The 6,732-nt window shown below is 44.6% G+C and carries 6 protein-coding genes; 2 read left to right on the forward strand and 4 right to left on the reverse strand.

Annotated elements, in window-relative coordinates; translation table 11 throughout:
- Window positions 1-52 precede the first annotated feature (52 nt).
- Window positions 53-277: a sulfur carrier protein ThiS gene (gene thiS, locus F6K49_RS14995; protein WP_293097882.1), complete on the reverse strand. Its 225-nt coding sequence runs from the start codon at window positions 275-277 to the stop codon at window positions 53-55.
- A gap of 86 nt (window positions 278-363) precedes the next feature.
- Complete coding sequence (locus F6K49_RS15000) at window positions 364-1,446, reverse strand: thiamine phosphate synthase (protein ID WP_293097885.1); 1,083 nt, start codon at window positions 1,444-1,446, stop codon at window positions 364-366.
- A 205-nt stretch (window positions 1,447-1,651) separates the two neighbouring features.
- On the opposite strand from F6K49_RS15000, the gene F6K49_RS15005 reads away from it, so the two are divergent.
- Window positions 1,652-3,865: a DUF1565 domain-containing protein gene (locus F6K49_RS15005; RefSeq protein ID WP_293097888.1), complete on the forward strand. Its 2,214-nt coding sequence runs from the start codon at window positions 1,652-1,654 to the stop codon at window positions 3,863-3,865.
- Window positions 3,866-3,943: 78 nt separating this feature from the next.
- On the opposite strand, the gene F6K49_RS15010 is transcribed toward F6K49_RS15005, so the two are convergent.
- Together F6K49_RS15010 and F6K49_RS15015 are read right to left on the reverse strand one after the other, a co-directional pair.
- Window positions 3,944-4,555, reverse strand: coding sequence for an alpha/beta hydrolase (locus F6K49_RS15010; protein ID WP_293097907.1), 612 nt, complete (start codon window positions 4,553-4,555; stop codon window positions 3,944-3,946).
- 194 nt (window positions 4,556-4,749) lie between these two features.
- Window positions 4,750-5,379, reverse strand: coding sequence for a Crp/Fnr family transcriptional regulator (locus F6K49_RS15015; RefSeq protein ID WP_293097891.1), 630 nt, complete (start codon window positions 5,377-5,379; stop codon window positions 4,750-4,752).
- A 338-nt stretch (window positions 5,380-5,717) separates the two neighbouring features.
- Here F6K49_RS15015 and F6K49_RS15020 point away from each other — a divergent pair.
- A partial coding sequence (locus F6K49_RS15020; protein ID WP_293097894.1) for a transposase occupies window positions 5,718-6,732 on the forward strand: 1,015 nt, incomplete at its 3' end.

The raw sequence follows: 6,732 nt of genomic DNA on the forward strand, positions 1-6,732 counted from the left end.
TACCCATGATCAAGAAGATTGATGGGGAGATTTTAAAATATCTCCTTTAAAGTCAACCGCCGCCAACAATTGTGACAATTTCCAGCTGGTCTCCCTGCCGCATTTGAGTCTGGTTCCAAAACTGCCGATGGAGAATTTCACCATTGTATTCTACCGCCACCAGGCGCGGATTTAAGCCTAGCTGTTCTAATAGCTGGGGTAGTTTAGTGTCACAAGAACAGGTCCGGGATTCACCATTAACTTCAAGGGTAATTTGAGTTGTGTTGTTAGATATCATCAGCTAATATTTACCAGCAAGCTATTCAAAATTAGTCACTATTACTTATTACCTAACATGTCTAACTATTATCTAGTTTTAGGACATTAGGGTTTAGAAACGCCAGCTTCAAGAGATCGAAGAGTGTGCTCTCGTTTGAGCTGGGACAGAAAATATTGAGTAACTAGAGTCGGTTGTTCCGCCTCCATGATCCCCCGCACAACCGCCACTCGTTGAGCTCCTGCATCCAAGACATAGTTTAAATTGTTTGGATCAATTCCCCCAATTGCAAACCATGGAATTGTAGCATGCTCTTTAGCATACTTGACATAATCCAAACCAGCTGCTGCCTTATTGGGTTTAGTGGGGGTTTCATAAACCGGTCCGACACCAATATAATCTGCCCCTTCAGCAATTGCCCGGTGTAGTTCATCAGGGTTAGTAGTCGAGCAACCAATGATACGCTGGGACCCGAGTAGCTGCCGTGCTAACGCAATTGGCACATCTTGTTGTCCGATATGAACCCCATCAGCCTCCACTGCCAGAGCTAAATCTACCCGGTCATTCATAATAAACAAAGCACCGTAGTGATGGCACAGCTGGCACAGTTTCTGAGCATCAGCCAGTTTGTCCCCATCATCTGCTTGTTTTTCCCGGTACTGTACCAAGGTTAGTCCACCTTGGAGGGCAGCCTCTACTTTGGCAAACCACTGGTCTGACAAGGATGTAATCAAGTAGAGATGCGATCGCTCTAGCAACTGATGACGCTGATATCCCAGTAAATTGCTTTCTAGGGTGTAAACCCGATAGCGCATCTGCTTAAAGGCGATCCCCATCTGAGCATCGTATAGCTTACCATATTCTTCCAACACCCGTAGTGCTTCTTGCACCCGACACAAATTAGCCTGTAAAAGCTGCTGAATGCTGGAACGTCGTTCTTCCTGGGGATGAGTTAGTCCAGTTCCTGGATCCCCTGAGGTATCTCGGAAGATCCTGATTTCCGAGCTGTGCCAACGGGCTAATTCCTGGCGCATTTCCTTGCACTCCCCAGCCATCTGGGCGCTGTTGAGACCAAAGCGGCACCACTCCTCAATAATTCGCAAGCCTTCTCTAGCTCGGTCTAAATTTGCATCCAAAATTCGGCAAATCGCCGCTTTTTGAACCATAATGCCGCTGTCTTGCTCTTCCATTACTAACTACTCCATTATTATCTATCCTAACAGTGGATGGAAAGCTTGTTTCTGTGGTCAGTAACCTTTAGCAACGGACACATTTCAAGTGATAAATGATTACAAATAGATTACAACTATCCTAGTTTATGGATACGATCAAGCTTGACATTCAACTCAACTGTTATGTCAAATTCCATGAACATTGGACTAAAGGAGAACAGCCATGAGTTTGATCATAATTAACACTATAGAATTAACTATTTACCTTCGCTTAGCGTGGCCCAAGGCCAATCCCGTAGCGTGGCCCAAGGCCAATCATTCCCACTGCCATCACCAACATCACCAACATCAGCCTAGACCCTTTGATCTTGGGTTACCAGTAACAACGATTTTGCTGGGATTAACCTTTAGCATCTTCAGCCAAGTTATCCCTTCAAAAATGGTGCCACTAGGATTAGGAGGAACCACAGCTTTAGCCCAATCAACTCAGGATGATCGGGGAATCAAAATGGATTATACCATAGAAAGCAAATTTTTGTTTGTAAACCCAGTTACCGGAAACGACAGTAGTGGTGATGGCACCCAGGATTCACCGTTGAAAACTATCACTCAGGCGCTACAAGCTGCCCAGACCAATACTGTGATTGTACTCTCTAGGGGTATCTACAGCAGTGAAATGGGTGAAACCTTCCCCCTACTTCTGAAACCCGGTATCAAGCTACAGGGCAACCCCCGCACTAGAGGTCACGATGTGGTGATTCGCGGCGGTGGTACCTTTGTTAGTGCCACGGCTGCTAGTCACGATGTCCTAATCGTAGGTGCTGACCAAACAATTATTTCTGGCGTAACCCTTAACAATACTAATCCAGAAGGTTATGGTTTGTGGCTGGAAGTCGGTTCGGTTTTAGTGGAAGACAATACCTTAACTGGGAATAGCAAAAGCGGGATTGCTGTGGAGGGAAATAGTACACCAACAATTCGCAGTAACTACTTCTACAAGAATAAAGGAAATGGGCTCAGCATTTACGGAACCTCAAACACTCAAGTGGATGACAATGTATTTGAAAATAATGACTTAGGAATTCTGATTGCCGAAAACGTTGCACCCCATATCGTTAATAATCGCATCACTGGCAATAAAAATGGGGTAGTGGTTGAAACCAATGCTCAACCATTTTTCCAGAATAACCTGATTGAAAATTCCCAACTGGATGGATTAGTCCTCAAGGTGGGAGCTAATCCGGATTGGGGAAATTCAACAGAATCAACAAACAATACATTAAACAATAAATTAAACAATATATTTCGAGGGAATGGGCGGTTTGATATTAACAATCAGGACTCTGAGCCTACTGTGATCGCTTTTGGTAATCAGCTAGAAAAGGAAACTAACAGTGAGGTGAATTCAGGGAAAACTGACAAGGATATCATTCAAGAGTCGAAGCTTGAAACACCAGCTATGAGTAAACCAGCTGTTAGTAAACCAGCTAGTACTTCTGATGGTTCTGACAACCAAGCCGTTGTCATGGCAGAAAACTCTAATCACTCACAGAAGACTACGCCTAATTCTCAGGAGAATCCCACCACCCCCAGCCAAGTCGTCCCATCTCAACCGCCTGCCGAAAAGGAACCTACAAAGGAATCTACATCTGCTCAGGTCTCAGCAGCTTCATTTCCTATTCCATCGAGTTTGGAGCCTCAGCTATCTACCTCGACTGATAACATCGGCAAAGACGCAGCTCTAGATAATTCTGCAAGTACTGAATCTTCTAGACCAGCAGCAAGGTCTCAAACTGAGAGTCAGCAAACCTCTGAAACCCAACAGCCTTCTGATGCTAGGACTCAACGGTCACATTCTGAACCCCTGACACCCCTGACTCTGAAAGTTATTCAAAATCAGGAGCAGTCATCTTTTGAGGAACCAACATCTCCAGCCAAACCAGGAGAGGATTCTAGCAGTTTTACTCCAGCTTCACCGTCACAGGATGTGATTGATGGGTCAAGTGACAGTTCAAAACCGACATTAGAAGCAGCCTCGACTGAGGAGGTTAACGTTATGATGTCAATGTCTAGTCAGATCAGTACACCGGTTAATCAAAATACTAGTAATCAAAATACTAGTGCTAGCTCCAATTCAGGTAGCTCAATTCCAGTGTTTTCTACAAGTACCCAATCAAACTCGGAACAAAGGGGACCTCAAGGGAATAATCCTACTTCAGCTCTACCCAGTCAGGGTTACCGGATTTTGGTAAATGCTGAGAGTGAGCAGCAACAAGATTTAATGCGATCGCTAATTCCCGATTCTTTCCTGACCTCCTTTCAAGGAAGAACTGTGATGCAAGCCGGATTGTTCACAACCCTGGAAAATATTGATCGGGTTCTGAAATTACTCAGTAGTTATGGTTTGAGCACCACTATTGTGCCTCTGAATTACTGATCAGACCAAGGAGGGAATAATTTTATTTCTATTTTAAAGGGATTCCAGAGAAGTTAGGATATTGACGATCTCTGTTGACTATCTATTGAATAAAATAAATTCCCGGAGCAATTCTAAAAGCTCTGATGAAATCTCATGACCCATATCTAATTCTCTGTACTGCACTGCTGCTCCCAAGTTGAGCAAATAATCTCGTAACCGGTGAGCAGCACTTAAAGGAACAACCGTATCTTGTCTACCATGAACAATTAGAATGGACGGCAACGATGAATCAACCTTTTGAGGGGTTTGATGCATATAGCCACTCAAGGAGGCTAAACCTGCCAGGGGTAAGGTCAACCCTACATCTAGAGCCATTGCCCCACCTTGAGAAAAGCCACACAAAATTGTGGAGGACAAAGGAATACCTGTAAAACCTTGGAGAGAATTGAGCCAGTAGGTCAAGCGCTCTTCGCTTTCTTCTAATCCCCGATAGTCGTCTCTTGCCAAGTCGTACCACATTCTGCCACCAGTTACCTGAGGGTGGCTAAAAGGAGCATCGGGAATTAAAAATTGGGTGTTGGGCAAGTTTAACGATGGCACTAGAGATGCCACAGCTTGAGCATTAGCACCCCAACCGTGTAACGCTACGACCAATCGTGCTGGTCGTTGACCGTTTGGTGGTGGAATTGAAATCGCTTCGAGAGACAGGCCTCTTACTCCTGAAGAACACAACGGATCAGCATTCCAGATAGATGGGCTGAACTAGCGCACATTGACCCTCTCCCCTAGGGAGTAGGTTTGGGGAATTAATCGGGGCTGCAACTAAAGATAAGCCGAATAGCGAACTTTATGGCGCGCTTTTCTGGTTTCAGCCCAAGATATCTGTTAGTCTGAGAATCCTATCACCAATCCGCTACATTTGTAAAGCTGTCGTGCTTTAGGATAATGTGGCGAACGCTATCAACAGTAATGGCTCCCTCATTCTTGAACTTGGTGAGCAGTCGGGTAACTGTAACCCGCGTCGTTCCAATTGCATTGGCTAAATCCTGATGAGTAAGACGCATGCCAATCCGAATCCCTTCTGGTACTGGCTCACCAACTTCCCGTTTTAATAGCAATAGTAAATGTTGTAGGCGTACCTCAACCCGGCGCTGACCCGAGATTGCTAACAGGATCTCTGTCTGTCGCATCCGACGCACTAGTTGGGGTAAAATGGTCTGGGCTATATAGGGAGAATTGTTGATTTCAGCTAAAGAATACCATTTGAGACGGACATCAGATAGGGCGATTGCCTGATAAGTTGACAGGACAGAAAACCAATTACCAAAGAATGCAGAAGACTCTGCCCAACCCAACCATATCTCCTCCCCTTCTGGGGAAAGGGTACTCAGCTGGACTCGGCCCTCGTCTACCTCCCAAACACCCTGTGCTACTAGAGGGATCTGCTCACCCCTAGCGTAAAAATGCAATCGGCGTTTAACCTTTGGCTCTTGCTGCTTTCTCTCTAGAATTGCTCTCGAAAATTGGTGCATAGGGGCAACAAGGCGTGAATACTTTCCCTACCTTAAGGCAATAAGGTAAAGGGTCGGTAATCAAGAGATTAAGCCATTACTAGAAAACAAAACACTGAAAGCCCCGCACCTTTAGGTCGGGTCAGAAGTTACCGCAAAAACAAGGCAGCCTTTATGGTTGGTCGGCTATGGGTAAAAGGGTTAAAACTTTATGATTAAGGCTGCCTTGTTTTAAGGTTTCGTCTCCGGGATGAAAGTGTAAGCGCGACTTTAGTCGCCGTGAAAAAGATTGAATTATGGTTTGACAGTTTTCGCTAAGCGTGTTAGCGTAATAATAGAACAGAAGAGGTCGAGTTCTGATGATCATAATTGAGCTGAAAGCCTACGGTAAACCGTATCAATACCAAGCTATTGATGAAGGGATTCGGACGGTCAAGTTTATCCGCAATAGTTGCATCCGTTTATGGATGGATAATAAGGGAACAGGGAAATACGACCTTAGTAAATATTGCAAGATACTAGCCAAGAATTTCCCGTTTGCTAATGAACTAAATTCTACCGCCCGACAAGCTGCGGCTGAAAGAGCATGGTCATCAATTTCTCGCTTCTTTGAAAACTGCAAGAAAAAAGTATCTGGGAAGAAAGGCTATCCCCGTTTTCAGAAACACTGTAGGTCGGTTGAGTATAAGCAATCAGGATGGAAACTTTACCCTGACAAAAAATCAATCACTTTCAGTGATAAAAAAGGAATTGGGAAGCTAAAACTCAAAGGGACCTGGGACTTGTGGCGCTTTGACAAAAAGCAAATCAAACGAGTTCGTATAGTCAAAAGGGCAGATGGTTACTACGTTCAGTTTTGCATCTCTGTCGATGTAAGTGAACAGTTGGAGCCAGCAGATGCCACCGTAGGATTGGACGTAGGGCTAAAAGAATTCTATACCGATTCTAGGGGTAATACTGAACCTAACCCCCGTTTTTACAGGACGGGGGAAAAGCGATTAAAGTTTTATCAACGCCGGGTTTATCGGAAAAAGAAAGGCTCTACTAACCGTAAGAAAGCAATTAATAGACTAGGTAAACAGCACCTCAAAATAAGTAGGCAGCGTGAAGAACATGCCAAGAGACTGGCACGTTGCGTAATCCGGTCTAACGACCTGGTCGCCTATGAAGATTTGAGGGTAAAAAATCTAGTTAAAAACCACTGTTTGGCTAAGTCTATTAACGATGCTGGTTGGTATCAGTTTAGGAAATGGTTAGAGCATTTTGGGAATAAATTTGGTAGGGCTACTGTCGCAGTTAATCCTGCCTACACAAGCCAGAACTGCTCAGAATGCGGCGAAGTAGTCAGGAAGTCACTATCTACTAGGACTCACG

It is taken from the genome of Moorena sp. SIO3I6 (assembly GCF_010672095.1).

Excerpts from the sequence above, each read along its gene's own strand:
- F6K49_RS15005 (WP_293097888.1), top strand. The coding sequence starts at position 1,652 with ATGAGTTTGATCATAATTAACACTATAGAATTAACTATTTACCTTCGC.
- thiS (WP_293097882.1), bottom strand. The coding sequence starts at position 277 with ATGATATCTAACAACACAACTCAAATTACCCTTGAAGTTAATGGTGAA.
- F6K49_RS15000 (WP_293097885.1), bottom strand. The coding sequence starts at position 1,446 with ATGGAAGAGCAAGACAGCGGCATTATGGTTCAAAAAGCGGCGATTTGC.
- F6K49_RS15015 (WP_293097891.1), bottom strand. The coding sequence starts at position 5,379 with ATGCACCAATTTTCGAGAGCAATTCTAGAGAGAAAGCAGCAAGAGCCA.